Source organism: Clostridium sp. cel8, from assembly GCF_014050525.1.
GTDB lineage: Bacteria > Bacillota > Clostridia > Clostridiales > Clostridiaceae > Clostridium_B.
In genome coordinates, this window is record NZ_JACGAG010000005.1 from 20895 (window position 1) to 45024 (window position 24130).

Here is a 24130-nt window from a genome sequence, read left to right on the forward strand (position 1 = left end):
GAGTAATTTTAATGAGGAGTGTTTTTATGAAAAAGTTAAAATTTGCAATTATAGGTTGTGGAAGAATTTCTTATAAGCATATAGAAGCATTGGTGAATAATAAGGAAGAAGCAGAGCTTGTATGTACTTGTGATGTAATAAAAGAAAAGGCAGAGGAAAAGAAAAATGAGTACATAGATAAAATGGGAGAAAATGCAGAAGTAAAAGTATATACAGATTATAAAGAAATGCTTGACAATGAAGAAATAGATGTTGTTACAGTTGCAACTGAAAGTGGATACCATCCAGAAATAGCAATTTATTGCATGAACAAGAAAAAACATGTTATTGTAGAGAAACCAATGGCACTTTCTATAAAGGATGCAGATGACATGATAAAATGTTCTAAGGAAAATAATGTTAAGCTGTGTATAAGTCATCAAAATAGATTTAATAAGCCAATTCAAAAGCTTAGAAAAGCAATTGATGATAATAGGTTTGGAAGACTTATAAATGGAACTGCAAGGATTCTTTGGAACAGAAATATGAATTACTATAAGCAGGCACCTTGGAGAGGTACTTGGAAGTTAGATGGTGGTACTTTGATGAACCAATGTATACATGATATAGATTTATTGCAGTGGATGATGGGTGGAGAAATAGATAGTGTATATGCTCAGTGTGATACATTTTTAAGAGATATAGAAGCAGAAGATTTTGGTGCAATAATTATACGATTTAAAAATGGTTCTATTGGAATAGTTGAAGGAAGTGCATGTGTGTATCCAAAGAATTTGGAAGAAACACTTAGCATATTCGGAGAAAATGGTGCAGTGTCCATAGGAGGTCTTGCAGTAAATAAGATTGAAACATGGAGATTTGCAGATAATATAGATAGCGAAGAAGAAATATTAAAACAACAGCAAGGGGATCCTGATACAGTATACGGCTTTGGTCATACGCCACTTTTCAAGGACATGATTGATGCAATAAACAATGACAGAGCTCCTCTTGTAAGCGGAGAAGAAGGTAAAAAAGGTATGTCTATAATTCTTGCTGCATATAAATCAAGACTTACTGGAATGCCAGTGAAATTTCCACTTAAGGATTTTTCAACTATGGATATGGTAAATATAAGTAAGATACATAAATAGAATTATTAAACTATGTATTCTAGAAGGAGTAAAAAATGGATAATTATTTTATATCTAAAAAAGCCATTATAGGAAAAAACGTAACATTTGGTCATTTTGTAGTTATAGAAGATGACGTCATTATAGGAGATAATTGTATTATTGGCAATAATGTAGTAGTGCATAAAGCTACAAAAATCGGCAGTAATGTAAGAATAGATGACAATGCTATTATAGGAAAACAGCCTATGAGAGCTGCAAATAGCATATTTAAAGATGATGAAAAAGATATGGAACCTGCTATTATAGGAGATGAATGCCTTATAGGAGCCTCTTCTATAGTCTATGCAGGTTGTAAAATAGGTGAAAAAACCTTGATTGCAGATTTGGCGGTAGTTAGAGAAAATGTATCTATAGGGAGAAAGACTATAATAGGAAAAGGTGCTACAGTGGAGAATTACTGCACTGTAGGATCTAATTGTAAAATACAGACCAATGCTTATATAACTGCATATTCCAAAATAGAAGATTATGTATTTATAGCACCTTGTGTTGTAACATCAAATGACAATTATGCAGCTAGATCAAAGGAAAGATTTAATCACTTTAAAGGTGTAACGGTAAAAAAAGGTGGCAGAATAGGAGCTGGAGCTGTAGTATTGCCAGGGAAAACTATAGAGGAAGATGGGTTTGCAGCAGCGGGAAGTCTTGTTACAAAAGATGTAGAAAGTGAAACTATAGTTGCAGGTAACCCTGCTAGATATTTAAGAAAGGTACCAGAAGATCAGCTGCTTAGAAATCAGTAATTATTTAACCTATGAGGTGTAACTTATGAAAATATGTATGCTTACATCAGGACATGATGTATTTGACAATAGAATTTACTATAAAGAAATACTATCTTTGAAAAAAAAATATAGTGAAATTTATCTAGTGGCTCCTGGAGATAGAGATTTTGTTACAGAGGATGGAGTAATAGTTAAATGTTTTCCAAAGAGGAAGAACTGGCATGACAGAGTAGAACCTATGAGAAATATGTTTAATATAGCAAGTAAAATAGGAGCTGATATATATCATGCACATGAACCAGACTCATTTCAGGTAGCTACAAAATTAAAAAAACATTTTGGATGTAAAATAATATATGACTCTCATGAATACTATCCAGAAGCTTTCTCAGAGCATTTTAGATTTAGCAAATCCATAGCAAAAAAGGCTGTATACATCTATGAGAAAAGGCTTGGAAAACAAGCAGACTGTATAATTACTGTAAATAGTATTTTAGTAGATAAATTTAAAAAATATAATGAAAATGTAAGGTTAATACCTAATTATCCTGTTTTGCAAAGTGGAGATTTTAAAAAAGAAGCACATGAAAAGCCTACTTTTATATATGTAGGTGGACTTAGAGAAGATAGGGGAATATTTAAAATACTAGAAGCTGTAGAAACTATAAAAGATAAGGACTTTAAATACATATTTGTAGGTCCTTTTGAAACTAGTGAATTTGAGAGTAAGTGTAAAAATTTTGTAGAAGATAAATTATCTCAAAATGATATTACATTTACAGGAAAAATTCCACATACACAGGTGTTTGACTATCTAAAATTATCAGATGCAGGATTTGTACTTTTGCAGCCAGGAAACTGGAGATATGTGAATTCTGAACCTATAAAGTTATTTGAATATATGAGCAGTAAAACTGCAGTTATAGGAAGTAATTTTCCAATGATAGAAAATGTACTTACTAAATCTGGAAGCGGAATACTTGTTAGGCCAGATTCTCCTGAAGAAATAGCTCGTGCTATCATTGAAGTTGCAGAAAATCTAAATAAGGCTAAAATTATGGGCGAAAGTGGATACAAAGATGTTACAAAAGTATATAATTGGAATGTGTGCGAAAGGGAATTGCTAGATGCATACAGTCAATTAGGATAATGCATTTTGGAGGAGCTATGAGTGAGTCAAGAAAGAGTATGAAAAGTATAGCCAAATATAGCATGATCATAACTGCTCTATTGGTAATAAGTAAATTTACAGGATTTTTAAGAGAATTTATAGTTGCTATACAGCTAGGTGCTACGGCAGAATCGGATATATTTAAAACTGCAAGTGCCATGCCTCAAGTGTTTTTCAGTGCAGTTGCAGCTGCACTAGTTACTACTTTTATACCTGTATTTTCAAATGTAAAAAATGATAGAAAAAAGGCAGATAGGTTTTTTAACAATGTATTGAATATAGTTGGAATTCTATGTATAGTGCTTTCAATTATAGCAATAGTAGTTTCTCCACAGCTTGTGAAATTATTTGCAGGTGGTTTTAATGGAGAGAATTTCAATACAACAGTTAAGCTTACACGAGTGCTCATGCCATCTATAATATTTTTGGGGATAAGTGGCCTTTATACTGGATATCTTCAATCCTATGGAAAATTTGTTCAACCAGCTCTAACTGGAATTACAGCTAATATAGCAATAATAATAGGCCTCGTTATATTCTACAATCGATATGGGCTTTTAGCAGCTATATTGTCTGTATTTGCAGGAGCAATAACTCAAGCAATAACTCAAAGACCTTTTATGGGAAAAAATTATAGGTACAAATTTATTATAGATTTTAAAGATAAGAATGTACAAAAGATGATGGTGCTTTCTGTGCCAATACTTATAAGTAGTGCAGTTTCTCAAATAAACTTAATGGTGGCAAGAAATTTTGCGTCATATTTAATAAATGGAAGTATATCCGTTATAGATTATGCTACTAAATTTAGCACTATAATAAATCAAGTTTTTATAGTGTCTATAACTACTGTTTTGTATCCAAAACTTACTGATAGATTTGCTATGAATGATATGGATGGATTTAAAAATCTCTTTGTTAGATCTGTAAATATAGTTATGATGGTAGCTATTCCTCTTGTATTTGGACTTGCAATTTTAAGTGAACCTATTATAACACTTATACTTCAGCATGGAAAGTTTGACAGAAGTGCTACAATAGCAACTTCAACATGTTTAAAGTATCTTGCATTTTCAGCATTTGGATATTCCCTTATGGATATACTTGGTAAAGTATTTTTTGCAATGAAAAATACTGTAATACCTATGGTAAATGGTTTTATACTTGTTGTAGTAAATATTATATTTATACTCGTTTTAGGACCAATTATGAAAGTAAATGGAATTGCATTTGCTACTACGTTATCAGTGACGATATTAGCTATTATTCTATTTGCAGAAATTAGGAAAAAGGTAAGTGGAATAAGTTATAAATTTATATTTATAGGATTTGTGAAGATGTTAATATCAGGTGCTGTTATGGCACTTTTGGTGTTTGAATGTTATACATTTTTAAATAGTGTACTGCCAGAGAAAAATATATTTTTAGCTATAAATATAATGGCAAGTACATTGGTAGGTGTATTAGCTTATACAATTATGTTAATAATTTTAAAAGTAGAGGAATTGACAGAATTAATAAAGCTAAAGATTAAAAAGTGATAGGAGAAGAATTCAAATGGGAAGCAGAAAGTCAAAATTTATATTATATAGTGTTTTAATAGTAGTTATTATTTTAACTTCTATTATATATAGAATGAAATTTTATAAACCATATAGTGATAATAATCAAAACCTACCACCTGAATTGAGAAATAAGACAATAGTTAGATTGTGGATGAAAAAAAGTATTATCTCTCCTATAAGATCATATCAAATAGAGAAATTCAATGAGGAAAACAAAGATAATATATACATAATATTTACTGAGTATAAAGAAGATTATTACAATGCTTTAAGAACAACCCTTGCAACTAAAAAGTATGCGCCTGATATTTTTGAGTATGGATATACTGATCTTATGAAAAATGATCAGGTAGCAAGTTTAAAAGATATTGGATTTAATACTAAAAGTGTTGACAGTTCAAATATAGTTACATATAAGAATATGTTTCTTGGAGTTAAACTTATGGAAACAAATGCAAAAATGATATGGAATAAGGAGATATTTAAAGAGGCGGGACTTGATCCAAATAAGCCGCCTAAAACATATGAAGAGCTTATAGATTATTCCTTGAAGATAAAAGAGAAATTTCCTAATATTACTCCATTTGCATTTCCAATAGGTGAATATGAAGATATGAAAATTTCAATTGGTGAGCCTAGTGTAAATGAAGGAAGTATATATACTAGTTTTTGGGACTATAAAAAGGGAACTTATAACTTTAACCATGCTAAAGATATATTGAATGTGTATAAAGAAATGTATTCTAAGAATTTACTTGCAAAAGATTTTGCAAGTAAAAGTAGAAATCAGATGAGATCTGAATTCTATCGTGGAGATATAGCTATGATGATAAGTACTTATGAAGATAGAGGATATTTTTCAAATATACTTCCTTTAAATTTTGAAATGGGAATACAGGATATAATACAAACAGGAGATAATCCAAATGTATATTATTATGTAACAAATAGCAATTTCCTAGTTGCAAATAAGTATGCTATAAGTGATAAAAAGAAAAGAGAAGCTATAAAAGAAGTATATGACTATATGGTAAGTGAGGATGTAAATAAGGAAGTAATGGAATCCAGAAATGCATTGCCACTGAATGTTAAAACTACAAAAATAGAAAATGATATATACAGTGAATATGGAGATGTAAGCAAATTTAAAAATGAAACTTATGATCCTACATTATTTTTGAGTAGGGATTCCGCATATGAAATTGGTCTTATAGTTGATGCAATAAAGGGAAATGATTCAGTAGATGATGTTATTAATAAATTAAATGATAAATATAAATATTACTATAATTTTGCAGTAGATAAGGAAAACTTTAATTTTAAATACTATAAAAAGTAATTATGTGGATTTTATATGATTGGAGAAATAACCAAAATGCATGAATATATTTGTGAATATTTAAAAGAACATAATAAAATTATATTAATATCAATAATAGCTTCTGCTGTATTTGGTTTAATACTATACAGTAAAATAGGTATGAGGACATCAGCTATGCTCTTTGTAGCACTTTTTTGTCTGATTATAAATGTTTATTTAATATATGAGGATAGAAGAAAATCAATACTTATGTTTTTAATCTTACTACCTATTTATACTACTGTTAGAAGAATATGTTATTTTGATTTGCTGTTTTTTAAGGTGACATTTGAAACAATTTATGTGACAATTTTAAGTGTTAGTAGTTTTAAGGATATAGTGTATACTGTGAAATCCCTATTTAAGTCTAGAGAAGAACTTTCATTCAAATTTATATGTATGATAGGTGCATTCTTCATATTTTGTGTAAACAGTGCATTTTATTCTGTTAATGTATTTAATAGTTTAAGTGAAGTTTATATAGGGGTTTTTGCACCAATTATGATAATGTTGTGCACAATTACATATTTTGAAAAAGAAGATAAATACCTTATATTTTATAGTTTTATTGTGGCAATTGATTTCAGCTGTTTGTATGGATTTTTTCAGATATTTAGCAGGGGATTTTCACTTTCCTCAATAAAGACAAATAAGATATATCTCACTTTTGGTTATAATAATGTAAATATATTTGCAGGAATATTAGTGTCTGTACTACCGCTTTTAATTGAGATGATATTGTACAAAAAAAATAGTAAGTTGGAAAAAATATTTTTGTATCCTTCATTTATACTGTATTCTATAGCAGCTCTAATTACGTTCAGCAGAGGAGCGTGGCTTTGCTATATAGGTGTTATATTTTTATCACTCTTAAGCAAAAGATATAGAAAAATATTAATAGTTTTGTTGGTGCCAGCAATTTTTGTTGCAAAGCCTGTATTTCACTATATAATAGACAGAGGTACTTCAACTTCATTTTTACATAATGAGTCTGCAGTAGCTAGATTGCAATCAATATTTACTGACCTTAATATTATGAAAAATTACCCTTTTGGTATTGGAGGAGGAAATTTTGCAGAAGCTTACAACAAATTCTGCTTTCAAGGATATTTGTCAATGCCAGAAAATATAAGATTTAATGCAACTGCGGCACATTATACACTGGAAAATGCACATAATTTGCTGCTCCAAATAGGAGTTGAATTTGGAATAGTTTCAGCTATTATATTTGTTGTTATTGTGCTCAATAGATTAAAAGTATGTCTAAAAAATATTGAGTACTGCAGAGGAGTGTTTAATTCCGTAATTATATATTCTATGTTTTCTTTAATAACTGGAAATGAATTTGATCATAAGGGAGTAATTACAGGAACAATTATAGCTTTTGTAATGTTTGGTGTAATAAGTCTATCTTTAAAGAAAAAAGATAGTGTAAATAAATTAGATTCTACAATGGGGGAAGATTGATTATGGCTAAATTAAAAAAAATGACGGTATCTATAGTAATTCCCTGTCGAAATGAAAGAAATTATATAAAAAGATGTATAGATTCTTTTATCAATCAAACTTACGATAATAGTTTGTATGAAGTTTTAGTATGTGATGGTATGTCTGATGATGGTACTAGGGATATAATTAAAAATTATGAAAATATGTATGATAATATAAAGCTTATAGATAATAAGGGACTATCTGCACCTAGAGGAATGAATGAGGGAATTAAATCAAGTAAGGCTGATGTTATAATAATCTTTGGTGCTCATGCCTATGCAGATGAAAATTTTATAAAAGAAAATATATTAGCACTTACAACCCATGAAGTTGGATGTGTAGGAGGTCCTATAGAAACTATAAATGAAAATGATAAAGGACTTGCAATTTCCATGGCAATGAGTTCGCCCTTTGGAGTTGGAAATGCCTTATTCAGGTATTCTAAAGAAGAAACTTATGTAGATACTGTGGCATTTGGATGTTACAAGAGAGAAGTTTTAGATGATATAGGGTATTTCGATGAAGAACTTGTTAGAAATCAAGATGACGAATTAAATTTTAGAGTAATTGAAAAAGGATATAAAATACTTTTGTCACCTAAAATAAAATCTTATTATTATAGTAGAGCATCACTTAGAAAACTTTGGAAGCAGTACTATCAATATGGATTTTGGAAAGTTAGGGTAATGCAAAAACATGGAGGCCTTGCATCATTAAGGCATATTGTTCCAGCTGCATTTGTTCTCACAAATATAATAGGAATACTTGGAAGTATATTCAATAGATGGATATTGTATCTTTGGATGTTAGAGGTAATATTATATCTTAGTGGAGATGTGTTATTTTCTTTTAAACTCATTTTAAAAAATAAAAAGATATGGAAGTATATATTTTTAATTTTCCCAATACTTCACTTAAGTTATGGTATAGGATTTATAAATGGATTGTTTAATTTCTATGTTTTTAAATCTAATAGGGCTATTAAAAATAATACTAAAATGTCTCGATAGATAGAATTTTACATTTACATACATCTATTGGAAAACAATATTTGTGTGATTATTTTTGTATTTATAAAATGAATATAAATTTGAAAAAGAGGTGTTCTGTTTGAATATAGGAAGTAGAATAGTTACCATTTTAATATATTTATATGTAATATTTCAGCCGCTGTTACCTGGAAAGTATAAAATAAATGGTATTCCTTTTAATGGAGATGCAATACTAGCACTAGCTATATTGATTTATGTAGTGTCTGCTATTTTATTTGTAGATTCAAGGAGAAGGTTTATATCAGGTGTAAAAAATTTTTTTATGAGTTCTATAGGAATATTTATGTTTTTATTGATTTTCATTATGCTTGTATCTACGTCATATGCTGAAAGTAGAACGATAGCCTTATCTGAAGCTGCTAGATTTGTAAGTTATATTGGACTTTTTTTTATAATAAAATATGAATTTTCAAGTCAAAAAATAATAGATAATATTTTAAGACTATATATTACATCAGTTTTTATAGTTGGAATAATAGGCATAATTGAGGGTATATTTGGAATAGGATTTGTTCAACAAAGTGAACATGGTATAAGAGATAGGGTATTTTCTACTATGGAAAATTCAAATAACCTAGGTGCATTCATGGTAATTGCAATTTTTCCTATAATAATGTTGCTTTTAAAAGAAAGAAATAAGATAAAAAAGAATGTATACTTATTTTTAATGTTGATTGCGTTAACCAATATAATAATTTGCTATTCCAGAAATGCCTGGATTGGGCTTGCCATTGGATGTGTGATTCTAGGACTTATATATAGCTGGAAGATCATTTTGGCACTTGTAGTTCTAGGTGGAGGATCACTATTTATACCGGCTATATCAAATAGGCTAGCTGAATTTACAGATGCAAGTCAGAACATGTCTAGAATAAAACTTTGGGACATAGCTTGGTTTATGATAAAGGATCATCCTATAAGAGGAGTAGGAAACGGAAATTATAGAGTTATGTATGATAAATACAAACTGCTGTTAAAGCAAAAGATAGAGTACTATCCTTCTAATAATTTTCATCCACATAATATTTTGCTTAAAGTTCAATCGGAATTAGGAGTGTTTGGAACAGGTGCATTTTTAGGTATGGTTATATCTATTTTCTGTAGAATTTTGAAGTTTACAAGAGAAATAGACGATGAATTCTATACGCCATTTTTCAAAGGATTTTTAGCTTCATTTATTGCATTTATGGGTATGAATCTCATAGATAATTTTTTCTCTGCACCTAAAGTAATAGCATTTTTCTGGCTATTAATTGCATGCTTTGAATCTGTAATGTACAGAAAGCAGCGGGAAGGTGATTTGTATTATTAAGGTACTACAAGTTATATCGGGAAACGACAATGGCGGTGGAGCAAAACATGTTATAAATATATGCAATAATAATGTATTTGACATGAAAAGTTCTATTGCAACTATAGGAAAAGGATATATGTATGATAGTGCAATTAAAAATAATATAGAAACAGAAAATTTTTCTTTTAGAGAAATTATAGGCAAGAAATTTATAGACTATTTGGTAGATAAAAATATAGATATAGTTAATTTTCACGGTGCTAAATCAAATTTTGTATATTTTTTAATTCATAATAAATTACATATTCCCTGTGTAGTTACAATTCACAGTGATTATAGATATGACTTTTTAAATAATAAATTTAAAAGATATGTCTATACACCACTTAGCAAAGCAGGACTTAGAAAGTTTCACAATTATATATGTGTATCTGATTGCTTAAAAGAATTATTAGAACATAAGGGGTTTAAGGGTTCTAAGTACATAGTAAACAATGGAGTTGATTTTAAAGACTTTAAGGTCAATATAGAAGCTGACAATTTAAAGAAAAAGTTAAATATTGGAGAAAATGATTTTGTCTATGTTATGGTAGCAAGAATGCATCCAATAAAAAATCATGAAAAACTTATAAGGGCATTTTATCTCTTACAAAAAAAGAACTCAAATGTAAAACTTATCTTAGTAGGTAATGGGGAATTAGAAGATCATTTAAAAGAGATGGTATGTAACCTAAAAATAGAGAATAAAGTTATATTTGCAGGATTTAGGGAAAATGTTTTTGACTTTATAAATTTATCGGATATAAGTATTCTAACCTCTTTAAATGAAGGCGGAATACCACCTATTGTAATTCTTGAAAGTGCAATTTTGAAAAAAAGCGTCATATGTTCTAGAATAGGCAATATGAGTTCAATTATAGATAGAGATAGTGGATATTTAATAAATCCAAATGATGAAAGAGATATTTTAAATGCTATGAATGAAGCTTACGAAAATAAAGAAAATTTAAATAATATGGGAAAAAATCTGTATAATAATATAAAAAAGAAATTCTCATTGGAGGAATTTTGGAAAAGATATTATTTTGCTTATTTGCATATTCTACATGGAGTGAAATAGATGCGTAAAAAAACATTTCTAAAAAGTTCAATAATAGTTATGATCCTTATAATAGCTGGAAAATCAGTAGCTCTTGTAAGGGATGCCCTTATAGCTGATAGATTTGGGGCTACTTATGTTGCAGATATATATAATTTTGGAATAGGTATAGTATATCTTTTAACTACGGTAAGTTATGGCCTTACAACTAGTTTTATACCATTCAATACAGAGGCAATTGATAAAGAGAGTATAGACAAACGAAATAGATTTACAAATAATATTATAACAATAGCCTCTGCAATTACTATTATAGTTACAGTAATTTTAATATTATTTACAAGGCAGATTATATATATATTTGGTCATGGATTTACAGCAAATACATTGGTGTTTAATACATCTGTAAAGATAACTAGAATAATGTTTTTGTCACTTATATTTGTGACTATTCAAAGTGTAATATCAGGAGTACTTCAATCTCACAAGGAATTTTATGAACCAGCTGCAATGTCATTGGCATCAAATATAGTATATATAGTATATCTTATATTCTTGGCTTCTAAATATGGTATAAGTGGATTTGCATTTGCAATTGTATTAGGATTCTTTACCCAGCTTCTTATAAATATACCTAAGTATAAAAAACTTGGATATAAATATTTTCCTGTTATGGATATTAGAGATGAAAATGTACATAAGATGTTTAAACTTATGATGCCAATTGTAATAAGTACTTCAGTTGTGCAGTTAAATGTATTTGTAAATAGATGTTTTGCCACTAATATATACTTTGGGGCAACAACAATACTTGATTTTTCAAATAAGATAAATACTTTAGCTTATGAAGTTTTTGCCATTGGAATTGCAATGATTGTATATCCAACACTATCTGAATTAGCAGTAAAGAAAAATTTAATGGAGTATAAGAAGTCACTTTCAAGTGCAATTACTACAATAATGATAATAATGATTCCTGCATCTGTTGCAATAGGAATGCTCAGGGTCCCTATTGTAAACATAATATTTGAAAGAGGAGCATTTACTAAAGAAGCTGGAGTTTTGACCGCAAATGCAGTATTATTTTATTGTCCTGCTATGATAGCATATGGAGTGCGAGATATTTTAAATAAGGCATTTTATTCGTTGAAAGATGTTAAAACTCCTATGGTAAACAGTTTTATGGGAATAATATTAAATATAATAATAAATTTGTTTATAGTAAAATATATGCAAGTATCAGGGTTAACTCTTGCAATTACTATATCAGCTATTGTGACAACTCTACTTATGATGTGGAATTTAAATAAAAAAGTTCAAGGTATGAATTTGACAGTGCTTTTTGCAAATTTTCTTAAAATAACGGCATCTTCAATAGTTATGGCCTTAGTAATATTTTTTGTCAATAGAATATGTAGTCTAGAATTTACAAATGATAAAATTAGTAGTTTAATGTCAATTTTAATGTCTTTTTTCTTTGGAAGTGGTACTTATTTTTTAGTTCTGTATGTAGTAAGAATAAAGGAGTATTTTGAACTTATAGATAGTATCAAGTATAAAATTTTAAATAAATTTTAATTATAGGATTAACAAGGATAAATTAATTTTGTATAATCTAAAATATGGATTTTAATTTATAAATGGAAATTGGAGGAGAATAATGCAACCTGAAAATATAAAAATTGATTTAGATAAAGATATAAAGAGTAAAAAAATTCAATTTGCTGTAAAAAGAGCGCTTGATTTTATACTTTCTCTTATTGGAATTATTATTTTAAGTCCAGTGTTTTTAATAGTAAGTATATGGATTAAAATGGATTCAAAAGGACCGGTCATATTTAAACAGATTAGAGTTGGAAAAGATGGTGAAAATTTTATTATATATAAATTTAGAACTATGGTAGCTGACGCTGAAAAAAAGAAAAAATTGAATATAAGTACTGAAAATATAGCAAATTTTATATTTCAGGATAAAAAAGATAATAGAATTACAAGAAGCGGTGCATTTTTGAGAAAAACTAGCCTAGATGAGATTCCACAGCTTGTTAATGTGTTAATTGGAAATATGAGTTTAATTGGACCAAGACCAGAGATACCAGATGTAGTAAATGTATATCCTGAGGCATATAGACAAAGACTTATGGTTACTCCAGGTATAACTGGACTTGCACAAATAAGTGGAAGAGGAGAAATTGAACTTTCTAAAACAGTATATTATGATTTAACTTATATAAAACAATTTTCTATATGGTTAGATATTAAAATATTTTTTAAGACATTTTTATCTGTATTTAAAAGAGAAGGAGCATATTAAAAATATGTTTACTAAGATATTGGAATATAATGTATTTAACGGTACAAAAAAGCAATTAATAGATTATATAGAAAAATTTTCAAAAATAAATATAGTTTCAGGAAATCCAGAAGTGTTATATAATGGAATTAGAAATAAGGAGCTTTTTAAATTATTTACAGAAAAGTACTCTGTTATAATCCCTGATGGAGTTGGAACTGTTTTAGCTTCTAAATTAATTGGAGTTCCAGTAGCGGAGAAAATAGCTGGTATCGATGTTATGAAAGATATAATTTACAAGTGTGAAAGGGAGAAAAGATCAGTGTACCTTATTGGAGCAAAACAAAATGTACTTGAAGGATGTATAAAAAATCTAAAGGCAACTTATACTAATTTAAACATAGTAGGTAGTCACAATGGGTACTTTGATTTAAACAATTGTGATGATCTTGTGGAAGATATAAAGAAAAAGAATCCTTACGCTATTTTTGTTGCAATGGGTTCTCCAAGGCAGGATCTATTTATAAGTAAAAATATAAATAAACTTCCATGTAAAATATTTATGGGAGTAGGAGGAAGTTTTGATGTGATTTCAGGTGAGGTTAAACGAGCTCCAGAATGGATGATAAATTTTGGAATGGAGTGGCTATATAGAGTATTTAAAGAACCTTGGAGAATAAAAAGACTATCTTCAATACCTAAATTTTTATTAAAAGTTAAGGAGTACAAAAGAAAAAATTAAATTCCTTTTGGCTCCTTAACTTATTTATAATTGATTGTCCAATATATCTTTAAAATTTATACTATTAAGGTCTTGAATTAAGTTATCTTGTATTTTAGATAAAGCTTTATTTATTGCACAGTAAGATGCATAATTTATGTTACAGTGTGCAGGATCATCAAGACACTTATTTATATATATTGGCCCATCTATAGATTCAATTACATCTTTTAAGGTTATGTCTTCAGGAACTCTGTTTAAAGCATAACCTCCATTAACTCCTCTATAGGATTTTATGATTCCACTGCAAGTTAATTTCCTTAAAAGTTTTAAAAGAAATCTAAGAGGAATTCCTTGCTCTCTAGATATAGTTTTAGCTGATGATTTTTCACCATAACCTAATTTTGATAAATAAAGTATAACTCTAAATCCGTAGTCTGCTTCTTGTGTTATTCGCATAATATCTCTCCAAATAAAAAATTATATTAATTGTGATTAATTTATTCTTTAACTATAATTAATTATAACTAAATATAAGGATAATATAAAGTAAAATATTAAAGTAGTAATATTTTTTAAGGAAGTTTGTTAAGTGTTTCCATAGAATAACCTTTATTTTTCCAATCTTGGATAACTGAATCCAGTATTTCAGTATTTGTTTTTGAAACTGCATGAAGCAGAATTATTGCACCATTATGGGTAAGATTTGATATTTTTTGTTTTGCAAATTCCTGTGAAGGTTGATTGTTTCTATCCCAATCATTGTAGGCAAAGCTCCAAAATATAGTTTTATATCCTAATTTATTTGTATAAAATAGAGATAGCTCACTATATTTGCCCATAGGAGGTCTAAAAAATTTAGGCATTTCACGGCCAGTTACTTTTTTGTAAGCTTTCTCAGTTTCAGTAAATTCATCTTCAAATTCTTGTGGATTTTTTGCACGTTCTGCCATAGACGGATGCTTAGCTGTGTGATTGCATACTAGGTGACCTTCGTTTACCATTCTCTTTATGAGATCTTTGTTATCATTTATATATGGCTTTGTAACGAAGAAGGCAGCTTTTACGTTATTCTCTTTTAATATATCTAATATTTTACTTGTGTATCCATTTTCATATCCTTCATCAAAAGTCAAATATAATACTTTTTTGGATGTATCTCCGAGATAATAAGCTGAATACTTTTTTAAAAGATCTTTAACTTCCTCAGGTTCTTCTGAAGGAAGATTATTTTTTTCTGGCTTGAAAAACCAATTCTTTTCTTCTTTATCAAACTTAGAAATATCAATACCTGTGAGATTATATGATTTTTCATCTTTTTTTATATTACTATCTAAGGCAGATACTTTATTTATAGAGGAAAATGTCATAGATAGAATCATAAATATTAAAAGAAAGCAAATAATATTTTTTTTCATTTAATAATCACCTACCATAAATTAATATGTAGTTATAATGTGCTTATATAAAGTAATTTATACTATGAATGTGTTGGAATTATAAAATGTGTTAAAATTAATTATAGTAAAATTTAGTATAAATGGGATAAAAAATTTCACATGAATAAATTATTAATGGATGTTAACAAAATAGTCTATTAATATTATTTTGAGAAAAGATAGTATTCTGATATAAAGTTTCCAGTAATAGATTTGCATTATATCATGGAAATTATTTTAGTGCAGATATATTGTTTTTAATGTTAAAAGAAAGTTATGAAATATTATTGATTTTTGTTTAAAAATATTATAATTGGCAAAAATATATAATAAAATAAGTAAGAAAAATTTAAAAAAATAAAGGAAAATTATTCCACATGGAGAATATTTTAAAGTAGCTAATTTTATAACAATATGGAGAGGGGGTAAAATTGTCTGACTCGGACTGTGCAGTTTTGCATATGCTGAATTCTATAATTTAATAATTTAGGATTCAGTCTAAGATAAAATAGCATGTAGATTATCTTAGGTAAAATTAAAGTCAAGGTTGACTTGACGCTAAAATCATTCTATTCATATTCATAATAAATTATGATTTTAGTAGAGTTTGATTTAATATGAATTTAAAATTTCAAATTAAAGAAGATATGCTTATAGTTCATATGATTGGAGAATTGGATCATCACAGTGCTGAGGAGGTTAGAAATAAAATAGATGATGCAATTGAAAAAGATAATCTCAACAAACTTATATTAGACTTTTCTTCCGTAAGTTTTATGGATAGTTCAGGTATTGGCGTAGTGATTGGAAGATATAAAAAACTGAATTTAAGAGGTGGAAAAGTATGTATTGTCAATGTTATCGATTCTGTAAAAAGAGTATTTGAGTTGTCTGGAATGTTTAAAATAATAAAACTTTATGATAGTATTGATCAGGCTGTTGAGAATATTTAATGGGGGGATAAAGAGATGTACGATAACAGTATGAAAATAGAGTTTATTAGTAAATCGCAAAATGAGAGCTTTGCAAGGGTAGCAGTGGCTGCTTTTGCATCTCAATTGGATCCAACTGTAGATGAATTGACAGATGTGAAAACTGCAGTGTCGGAAGCAGTTACAAACTCTATTATTCATGGTTATGAAAATAAGGAAGGTATTGTAAAAATTACTGCTTATATAAAAGGAAGAGAATTGACATTGATAGTAGAAGATAATGGCGTGGGAATAGAGGATGTAAATCTTGCTATGCAGCCTCTTTATACTTCTAGACCAGATCTTGAAAGATCAGGAATGGGATTTACAGTTATGGATACTTTTATGGATTCTCTTAAGATAGAATCTGTAAAAAACAAGGGGACAAGAGTTATAATGAAAAAAGTTTTTAAATCATTAAGTTAGGTGAATAATATGAGTGAAGAAGCTGTAAAAATATCTAATTATGATTACAATGACAACTTAAGGCTTATAAAATCAGCTAGAGAGGGTAATAAAGAATCCTTAAATAAACTTGTAGAGCTTAATTTCCCATTGGTTACGTCAATAAGTAAGAAGTTCTTAAACAGGGGTTATGAATATGAAGATATATTTCAAATTGGATGTATGGGACTTATGAAGGCAATTAATAATTTCGATGAAAGTTATAATGTAAAATTTTCTACTTATGCAGTACCTATGATAATGGGAGAAATAAAAAGATTTTTAAGAGATGACGGAATGATAAAAGTGAGTAGAAGTGTTAAAACTACTGCAAAAAAACTTCATTACGATAAAGAGGCATTAACTAAGAAATTAAATCGAGAACCTACTGTAGAAGAATTGTCCGAGTATTCAGGGGTTAAAATAGAAGACTTGATATTTGCATCAGAATCTGCCAGTAATATGCAATATTTATATGATACTATCCATCAAGATGATGGTTCACCAGTGCTTTTAATTGATAAATTGAGTCAAAATCCAAATGAGGATGTTGAGATGGTGGATAGAATAGCCTTAAAAGAAACTTTAAAAAATCTTGATGTTAGATCACGGCAGATTATAATGCTTAGATATTTTAAAGATAAAACTCAAGTTCAAGTTGCAAAAATGCTTGGAATAAATCAAGTTCAGGTGTCAAGAATTGAAAAAAAGGTATTGAAGATGATGAGAAAGGTATTGGAAGAATAAAGAATTAATCTATTGTATTTGATAAGATATTATCTAGTACAATAGATTAATTTTTTAATATGGGTTTATTTATTGTCTGAATTTGAATTATTAATAGGTGTTGAAGTATTGTCATCTGTAGTATTAGCTGAATCATCTGTTGTATTGTTATTAGATTCTCCATTAGATGGTGTATCAACTTCATTTTCATCATCTAAGTCTTTGTAGTCTTCATCTTCATTATCAGTTAAGGTTTTGTCATCGTCATTTTCGAGAATATCAGTTATTTTCTTGGAGTCATTTTTAATCCATGTGTGTGGAAGATTACATGTAGTTGTTGGAACAGTTCCGCTTATAAAAAATTCAGTATATACTTTGCTACCAGTTGGATCTAGATAACAAAGAGGAGAGGCGAGATCTCCTGATTCAGAACATATTTTTGCGCTTACTACTCCAGAAGGTACAGATATATCTTTTGAAGAAAGTCCAACGTGAAAAGGTTCCATTATAGCTGCCCACAATGCAGCAGCTGAATTACTGTTTAAAGAGCTTGGTAGTGTTGAATTGCTGTCATTTCCAATCCACACTGATGCAGAATAATATGGAGTTAGACCGGAAAACCATAAGTTTTTATTATAACTTGAGGTACCCGTTTTACCACTTACAGGCATATCTCCAAATTTTGCATTATAACCAGTTCCACCTGAATTTACAGGACCTTTTAACATGTTATACATTATATATGCACTAGAAGATGAAAGTACTCTTTCAGTTTTTACTTTTGTTTCCAAAAGTACTTTGCCAGATCTATCTGTAACCTTTGTATAAAGTCTTGGATAAGTATAAAGACCTTTATTTCCAAATACACCATAGGCAGCTGCCATTTGAAGAGTATTTGTGCCTTGGTGAAGTTCACCAAGTGCAAGGGAAGATATACTTGACATATCTGTGGAATCCAAATTTATACCAAATTTTTCACCATAAGAAACTCCTTTATCAAGTCCAAGTTTGTCTTCTAATTTAAGAGCAACTATATTACTTGATCTAGTAAGGGCAGTTCTCAATGTCATATCAACATTTGTGAATGCTTCATCATTTTTTGGATAGTATGGAGTTCCATTAGAACCATATTTTTCTGCCAAAGTAGAAGACCATTCGGAGTCTTTTATAGTAGTTGCAGCTGTATATTCTCTAGAGTCTATAGCTGGACTATATACAGTAAGTGGTTTTATGCCAGAGCCTGGTGGTCGTAGATAACTGCTAGAGGCTGCTCTGTTAAAAGACATTGCAGGCTGTGTGCCTCTACCACCTACTAAAGCTTTAACCTCTCCAGAATGATAGTCTATAACTACAGCAGATGCTTGAGGCTGAACTATTCCATTTTTATCTTTATAGGAGATACCATTAAGTATAGAATTGTTATTAAGCGTATCTTTTGTTTCTTCCTGAAGATTTTCATCCATGGTAGTATAAATTTTGAGTCCACCGTAAGTTAAAAGATGATCAACTTCTGTGTCACTATAATTATATTTTGATTTCAAGTCTGCTTTTACACTTTCAATAGCTGGTATAGAAAACCACTCATATTTAAGTTTATTATTTGGTGGTGTGTATGGCTGTATTCCCAACTTTCCATTAGAAACATCCTTTATAGCATCTGTATATTGTTGTTCTGTAATGTAATTGTTATCATACATTTTTTTTAGTACACTTTTTGTTCTATTTAAATATAAGGATGGATTATTTTTAGATGCAGTTGAGTAGGGATAGTATATAGATGGGCTTTGGGGTATACCTGCTATAAATGCACATTGAATTAAATTTAATGAACTTACTGATTTTCCAAAATACTGCTGGGAAGCAGATTCAACACCAAATGATCTTCCTCCTAAATAAATTGTATTCATATATGCTTCAAGTATTTGATCCTTAGTCAAAAGTTTTTCGAGTTTTATAGATAAGTACATTTCTTGTATTTTCCTTTTTATAGTTACTTCTTTTGACAAATATATATTTCTAACCAGTTGTTGCGTTATTGTAGATGCTCCTTGAATTCCAGTTTTGTTTGTTATTTTATTTTTTATATCAATAAAGATTACACTGAGTATTCTCTTTATATCTATACCATTATGCTGATAAAATCGCTCATCTTCAATACTTACAAAAGCATTTTTTAAATTCTGTGGAATACTGCTAAATGGTACAACAGTTCTGTTCTCGGTACTGACTACTACATCCATAAAATCGCCCTTATCGTCATATAGTACAGATGGTTCATTTAAGTTCAATACTTGATTTACATCTAAATCAGGGGAGTTTTTAATAATAGCAGCGCATACACCAAGGGCTGCTACGGATGCTAATAAACAAATAAAAATTAAAATAGTAAAAGTAAGTTTTAGACCTTTATACCGAGACTTTTTATGTCTCTTTGCCATAATTGTCCTCCTTATTAAAATTATATTTATAAGTTTTAAATTATAAGTTATTATATCATAAATAAAAGTATTAATGAAATTAATGTACTTTATTGAAGTGATAATAAAAACTGCAGATTATAAGCATAATTTGCAGTTATTTGTGTCTTATTTTATTTCTTATATATTTTATTTTGATTCCCAGTTAAAAACGTAAGGAACATTTCTGTAGTAGTCACCATAGTTTAAACCATAGCCTACAACAAATACGTCTGGAATCTTGAAGCAGTAAAAGTCTGGATTAAGATTTGTCTTTCTTCTTTCAGGTTTATCTAGTAATACACAGCATTTAACAGAAGAAGCACCTAATGACTTTACATGATTTAATACAAAATCCATTGTTATTCCTGTATCAGTTATATCATCTACTACAAGAACATCATAGCCTCTTATATCATCAGGAATATCATTTACTATTTTTATATGTCCTGATGAAGTTTCTGAATTTCCATAACTTGAAGTAGTCATAAATCCTATTTTTAATTTTGTATCTATTTGTCTTACTAAATCAGCTGTAAATATAAAGCTTCCTCTTAATATTGAAAGAATGTAAAGATTTTTTCCTTTATATTCTTCTGTAATTTGTCCACCTATCTCAGCTATCCTTTTAGATATTTGATCTTTAGTTATTAATATGTTTCGAGATTTTTCTTCCATTGAAATCCTCCAAATGTATATTATTAATTTATGTAGTATAAAATTATATTATTAATATTAGCAATATTTTTTTTACTTTTCAATGTATTTTCAATTATTATGTACATTAAATAGGAATTATATGATGATTTTTGTAAAATTTAATTTTATTTAGTAAAATATATTCTTAATTTGTATATTTATGGAATGATAATTATAGTATAATAATCTAGAATGATGATTTGCAAATGATTGGAGGTAATAATGTGATATACGGAAATATAGATGGAATAAGAAATTCCACATTGAATAGACTAGAAGAAATTTATGAGTTTAAAATGCCTCAAACTAGTATATGTAATTTAGAATTAATGGAAATAGTCAGTGATATTACAGAATATTTAAATAGAGAAATATGTGTTTTAATTGATAGGAAGGGAAATGTAATTAGAGTTTCTGTTGGAGATAGCAGCTCTGCTGAAATTGAATCATCCAAATTTTTAGATGGAAAACTTTCAAAAATTAGAATAATTCATACTCATCCAAATGGGAATTCAAAGTTTTCATCACTTGATATATCAGTGCTCTTAAAATTGAAACTTGATTGTATAGTTGCTATAGGAGTTAAATCTGGAGTACCATCAACTGTAAGTATTGGATTTTGTAAAGTTTGTGATGGAAAAATTACACATGAAGTTTTAAAAAATTTATCACCTAGAGTGGCATTAAATTATAATATACAGGACAAAATAAATTATATAGAAGGTTTAATGACTAGAGATAGACTTGTAGAACCTGATCTTGAAAAAGCCATACTTGTTGGAATAGATAGTATGTCAAGTTTAGATGAACTTGAAAAACTTGCAGAAGCTTGCAATGTTTTTGTTTTAGATAAGGTACTTCAAAAACGTACTGTTCAAGATTCTACATTTTATGTTGGAAGAGGTAAAGTACAAGAATTGTCTTTCTTGGCACAGATTAAAGGAGCAAATTTGATAATATTTGATGATGAACTTTCAGGTTCACAAATGGCAAATATAGAAGATATACTTGGATTAAAGATAATAGATAGGACTACACTTATATTAGATATATTTGCAAGAAGAGCTAGAAGTAAGGAAGCAAAAATACAAGTAGAGCTTGCTCAATTAAAATATAGGCTTACAAGACTTTCGGGAATTGGAGTATCTCTTTCAAGAACTGGTGGTGGAATAGGCACAAGAGGACCTGGTGAAAAAAAACTTGAAATAGATAGAAGACATATAAGAAATAAAATATATGAAATGACATCAGAATTAAAGAAAATAGCTAAGGTAAGAGAAGTTCAAAGAAAAAGAAGAAAAGATATGCCAAAGATTTCTTTGGTAGGATATACTAATGCAGGTAAGTCAACTTTAAGAAATTCACTTTGCGAACTTGAAAGTTTAAAAAGCAATTTAACTAAGAAAAAGGTACTTGAAGCTGATATGTTATTTGCAACTCTAGACACTACCACAAGGGCAATTGAATTAAAAGATGGAAGAGTAGTTGCACTAACAGATACAGTTGGTTTTGTGAAAAAACTTCCACATGAATTGATAGAGGCTTTTAAATCAACTTTAGAAGAGGTAATATATTCAGATTTACTTCTTCATGTTGTAGATGTATCTTCAGAAGATGCAATAACTCAAATAGAAGCCGTGGATGATGTATTGATTCAGCTTGGTGTAAAAGATAAACCTATTTTACTTGTATTGAATAAAATTGATAGAGAAATAAATAATAATATAAATAAGATTAAAGAAAATTACACAAAATCAAATATAGTTTGTATTTCTGCTAAAGAAAAGTTAAATTTTGATGTACTCTTAGATAATATATCAAATCTTATAGAAAATGATAATGTAGAAGCTGATTTTTTAATACCATATTCTAATCAGAAAATAGTAGCTTATTTACACGAAAATTCTAAAATAAAAAGCGAAGAGTACAAAGACAATGGAACATTTATAAGTGCTTTAGTGGATGAAAAAACATATAACAAGTATAAAGAATTTATATTGCAAAAATGAGTTGACTTATTAAAGAAAGTGTGTAATAATATTAATTAATAAATAGTAATTATTAATTAAATAGAATTAGTAAATAATAATAGAAATTGGAGGAATTTAAAATGGATAAATATATATGCAATGCTTGTGGATATGTTTATGATCCTGCTGTTGGAGATCCTGATAATGGAGTTAATCCAGGAACGGCATTTGAAGATTTACCAGATGATTGGGTATGCCCACTTTGCGGAGTTCCAAAAAGTGAGTTTGAAAAGGAAGAGTAATAAAAACTTATATGTTAAATCCCCTATAGCTCCTAGGTATTAAAACTTAGGAGCTTAATTTTATATAGACAAGATAATATTATATATTCAATATATAGTTAGTTTAAAATTTATATTGTTTTTTTATTGCAATTTATTATATAATATATAAAAATTCTGATATATTTATGTAATTTAATTTGTTATTTTATGTGGCTTAAAATAGATTAGTTATACATATTTATGTTGATGAATAGAGGGGGGATTAAAGGAGATGGGAAAAAAAATATTAGAATATCAAAAAGTATTTAATAATGCAATTGATAAGTTAAAGAAAAATGAATCAGTACTTGCAGTGATGGTATTTGGAAGCATGGTTACAGGAGATTTATGGGAGCAATCAGATATTGATTTATTTGTTATACATGATGATAACAATATGAATTTAAAGAATATTTATACTGAAATAAATAATATACCAATTCATATTAAATTGATAAGTAAAAATAAATTTTTACAGCCTAATGAGAAAAATTTGAAAGGCGGATTTATACATAGAATAATAGCATCATCTAGACTTGTATTTTCTAAAGATATGGAAATAACCTCAAAATATGATATTGGAAGATATTATCCTGATATTGATAGAAAAAAGTGGAATATAGTTTATCTTGGAAATACACTGAATAGTGAAGAATTATGCAAAAAATACCTTGAAACTGATGGATTATATACTGCATATGTTTCTGCTATAAAGACAATAGAAGAATTTTCAAAATTATATGTTAACTATGCAGGATATATGATAAGTAAAAATGTTGTATCAGTTGCTATGAGCTTAAATGAAAAGTTTAAAAAAGTTGTGGATTTATTGATGTTTAATAATACAGATGATAAAACTATGAAGGATTCTATAATTAAAGTACTTGAATATATTGATAGATACATAAATCAAAATATAAGAAATCTTACAGATATTCTTATAAGTTATATGAAAAGAAAAGACTGCTTTTTAAGTTCAGAGGAGATAAAAAATGATGTGATTTTTAAAGATTATGATATATGCATGGAAGAAGTACTCGATAAATTGTGGAGAAAAAATATTATAAAAAGACAGAAAATGGATTATAAAATAAAAGGTAAAATAGTGCTTTTTAAGGAAAATGTATATTTTATTTAAGTGAATTATTTTGAGTAA

The 24130-nt window shown here is 28.4% G+C and carries 22 protein-coding genes; 18 read left to right on the forward strand and 4 right to left on the reverse strand.

From position 1 onward, the window contains the following. Positions 1–26 precede the first annotated feature (26 nt). The 12 genes from H2684_RS06210 to H2684_RS06265 all read left to right on the forward strand — a co-directional run bounded on the left by H2684_RS06210 (position 27) and on the right by H2684_RS06265 (position 13967). Positions 27–1133: a Gfo/Idh/MocA family oxidoreductase gene (locus tag H2684_RS06210; protein ID WP_182088533.1), complete on the forward strand. Its 1107-nt coding sequence runs from the start codon at positions 27–29 to the stop codon at positions 1131–1133. 35 nt (positions 1134–1168) lie between these two features. Continuing rightward, entirely contained in the window at positions 1169–1918 is a 750-nt protein-coding gene (locus H2684_RS06215; RefSeq protein WP_182088534.1) for an acyltransferase, read from the forward strand. A gap of 25 nt (positions 1919–1943) precedes the next feature. After that, positions 1944–3050, forward strand: a complete 1107-nt coding sequence (locus tag H2684_RS06220; protein WP_182088535.1) for a glycosyltransferase family 4 protein — start codon at positions 1944–1946, stop codon at positions 3048–3050. Then, positions 3008–4612, forward strand: a complete 1605-nt coding sequence (murJ, locus tag H2684_RS06225; RefSeq protein WP_347707531.1) for a murein biosynthesis integral membrane protein MurJ — start codon at positions 3008–3010, stop codon at positions 4610–4612. The genes H2684_RS06220 and murJ (H2684_RS06225) overlap by 43 nt, the downstream gene beginning before the upstream one ends. Positions 4613–4628: 16 nt before the next feature. Then, on the forward strand, positions 4629–5975 hold the full coding sequence (locus tag H2684_RS06230) for an extracellular solute-binding protein (RefSeq protein ID WP_182088537.1): 1347 nt from the start codon (positions 4629–4631) through the stop codon (positions 5973–5975). A gap of 36 nt (positions 5976–6011) precedes the next feature. Beyond that, positions 6012–7463, forward strand: coding sequence for an O-antigen ligase family protein (locus tag H2684_RS06235; protein ID WP_243159292.1), 1452 nt, complete (start codon positions 6012–6014; stop codon positions 7461–7463). 2 nt (positions 7464–7465) lie between these two features. Continuing rightward, positions 7466–8497: a glycosyltransferase family 2 protein gene (locus tag H2684_RS06240; protein WP_182088538.1), complete on the forward strand. Its 1032-nt coding sequence runs from the start codon at positions 7466–7468 to the stop codon at positions 8495–8497. A gap of 100 nt (positions 8498–8597) precedes the next feature. Beyond that, on the forward strand, positions 8598–9851 hold the full coding sequence (locus H2684_RS06245; RefSeq protein WP_182088539.1) for an O-antigen ligase family protein: 1254 nt from the start codon (positions 8598–8600) through the stop codon (positions 9849–9851). Further along, positions 9835–10953 (forward strand): glycosyltransferase family 4 protein, encoded by a 1119-nt coding sequence (locus H2684_RS06250; protein ID WP_347707528.1) that lies wholly within the window; start codon positions 9835–9837, stop codon positions 10951–10953. Before H2684_RS06245 ends, H2684_RS06250 begins: the two co-directional genes overlap by 17 nt. Next, positions 10954–12510, forward strand: coding sequence for a murein biosynthesis integral membrane protein MurJ (gene murJ / locus H2684_RS06255; protein ID WP_182088540.1), 1557 nt, complete (start codon positions 10954–10956; stop codon positions 12508–12510). An 82-nt stretch (positions 12511–12592) separates the two neighbouring features. Next, complete coding sequence (locus tag H2684_RS06260; RefSeq protein ID WP_182088541.1) at positions 12593–13246, forward strand: sugar transferase; 654 nt, start codon at positions 12593–12595, stop codon at positions 13244–13246. Between the two features lie 4 nt (positions 13247–13250). Next, positions 13251–13967, forward strand: a complete 717-nt coding sequence (locus H2684_RS06265) for a WecB/TagA/CpsF family glycosyltransferase (protein ID WP_182088542.1) — start codon at positions 13251–13253, stop codon at positions 13965–13967. 24 nt (positions 13968–13991) lie between these two features. Here H2684_RS06265 and H2684_RS06270 read toward each other — a convergent pair whose 3' ends face one another. Further along, positions 13992–14405: an Rrf2 family transcriptional regulator gene (locus H2684_RS06270; RefSeq protein WP_182088543.1), complete on the reverse strand. Its 414-nt coding sequence runs from the start codon at positions 14403–14405 to the stop codon at positions 13992–13994. A gap of 116 nt (positions 14406–14521) precedes the next feature. Then, positions 14522–15364 (reverse strand): delta-lactam-biosynthetic de-N-acetylase, encoded by an 843-nt coding sequence (gene pdaA / locus H2684_RS06275; RefSeq protein ID WP_182088544.1) that lies wholly within the window; start codon positions 15362–15364, stop codon positions 14522–14524. A gap of 638 nt (positions 15365–16002) precedes the next feature. Here pdaA and spoIIAA point away from each other — a divergent pair. The 3 genes from spoIIAA to sigF are packed head-to-tail and all read left to right on the forward strand — an operon-like array spanning position 16003 to position 17547. After that, the gene (gene spoIIAA / locus H2684_RS06280; protein ID WP_182088545.1) at positions 16003–16338 is read left to right on the forward strand and encodes an anti-sigma F factor antagonist; all 336 of its coding nucleotides are present in this window, start codon (positions 16003–16005) and stop codon (positions 16336–16338) included. Between the two features lie 15 nt (positions 16339–16353). Continuing rightward, complete coding sequence (gene spoIIAB, locus H2684_RS06285) at positions 16354–16782, forward strand: anti-sigma F factor (protein ID WP_182088546.1); 429 nt, start codon at positions 16354–16356, stop codon at positions 16780–16782. Between the two features lie 9 nt (positions 16783–16791). After that, positions 16792–17547: an RNA polymerase sporulation sigma factor SigF gene (gene sigF, locus H2684_RS06290; protein WP_182088547.1), complete on the forward strand. Its 756-nt coding sequence runs from the start codon at positions 16792–16794 to the stop codon at positions 17545–17547. A 65-nt stretch (positions 17548–17612) separates the two neighbouring features. Here sigF and H2684_RS06295 read toward each other — a convergent pair whose 3' ends face one another. Continuing rightward, positions 17613–19964: a PBP1A family penicillin-binding protein gene (locus H2684_RS06295; protein ID WP_182088548.1), complete on the reverse strand. Its 2352-nt coding sequence runs from the start codon at positions 19962–19964 to the stop codon at positions 17613–17615. Positions 19965–20132: 168 nt separating this feature from the next. Then, positions 20133–20660, reverse strand: coding sequence for a hypoxanthine phosphoribosyltransferase (gene hpt, locus H2684_RS06300; protein ID WP_182088549.1), 528 nt, complete (start codon positions 20658–20660; stop codon positions 20133–20135). A gap of 245 nt (positions 20661–20905) precedes the next feature. Here hpt and hflX point away from each other — a divergent pair, with 245 nt between their 5' ends. From hflX to H2684_RS06315, 3 genes are all read left to right on the forward strand, one after another. Then, the gene (hflX, locus tag H2684_RS06305) at positions 20906–22690 is read left to right on the forward strand and encodes a GTPase HflX (RefSeq protein ID WP_182088550.1); all 1785 of its coding nucleotides are present in this window, start codon (positions 20906–20908) and stop codon (positions 22688–22690) included. Between the two features lie 101 nt (positions 22691–22791). Next, positions 22792–22953 (forward strand): rubredoxin, encoded by a 162-nt coding sequence (gene rd, locus H2684_RS06310; protein ID WP_182088551.1) that lies wholly within the window; start codon positions 22792–22794, stop codon positions 22951–22953. 253 nt (positions 22954–23206) lie between these two features. Continuing rightward, positions 23207–24112, forward strand: a complete 906-nt coding sequence (locus H2684_RS06315) for a nucleotidyltransferase domain-containing protein (RefSeq protein ID WP_182088552.1) — start codon at positions 23207–23209, stop codon at positions 24110–24112. Positions 24113–24130 lie beyond the last annotated feature (18 nt).